Annotated in this window: 2 pseudogenes; both read left to right on the plus strand. The window is 48.3% G+C overall.

Annotation, left to right across the window (positions count from 1 at the left end):
• A pseudogene (locus R7Z77_RS27480) lies at positions 1–346 on the plus strand (VWA domain-containing protein); the annotation flags it as partial.
• Positions 339–563 (plus strand): annotated as a pseudogene (locus R7Z77_RS27485) (hypothetical protein); the annotation flags it as partial. The pseudogenes R7Z77_RS27480 and R7Z77_RS27485, both read left to right, overlap by 8 nt.

Raw genomic sequence — 563 nt, forward strand, 5'->3', positions numbered from 1 at the left:
CGAAGCGGCTGAGATTGCGAAGAAATACAATGCCACTATTTATACCGTCGGCGTAGGTGCTGGCGAAATGATGGTGAAAGACTTTTTTATGACTCGTAAGGTCGACACCGCAGCCGACCTTGATGAACAAACGCTCACGAAGATTGCAGAAATGACTGGCGGGCAGTACTTCCGTGCGCGAGATGCCGAACAACTTGAAAAGATCTACGACACAATCAACAAACTGGAACCTGTATCAAGCGATACCCATACTTGGCGGCCTCAGTCCGAATGGTTCCCATATCCATTGAGTGCAACTTTAGTGCTTTCTATGTTGTTGTTCCTGCTAAGGAGAAAACATGGCTGAGTTTACTTTCCTTAACCCATATTGGTTACTGGGACTGATAGCAATCCCCTTCGTACTCCTGATTAATCAAAAATTTAGAGCGAAAAAATCCGCGCTGATTGCCCCGCACCTCGCCAAAATGCTTGGGCAAACCACCCAGTCCAAACCCTATTTTACGATTTGGGGCTTGGCTTGGGCGATTGCCTGCGTAGCGCTCGCTGGGCCTAGCTGGCAATCA

It is taken from the genome of Vibrio sp. 1401 (genome assembly GCF_033340295.1).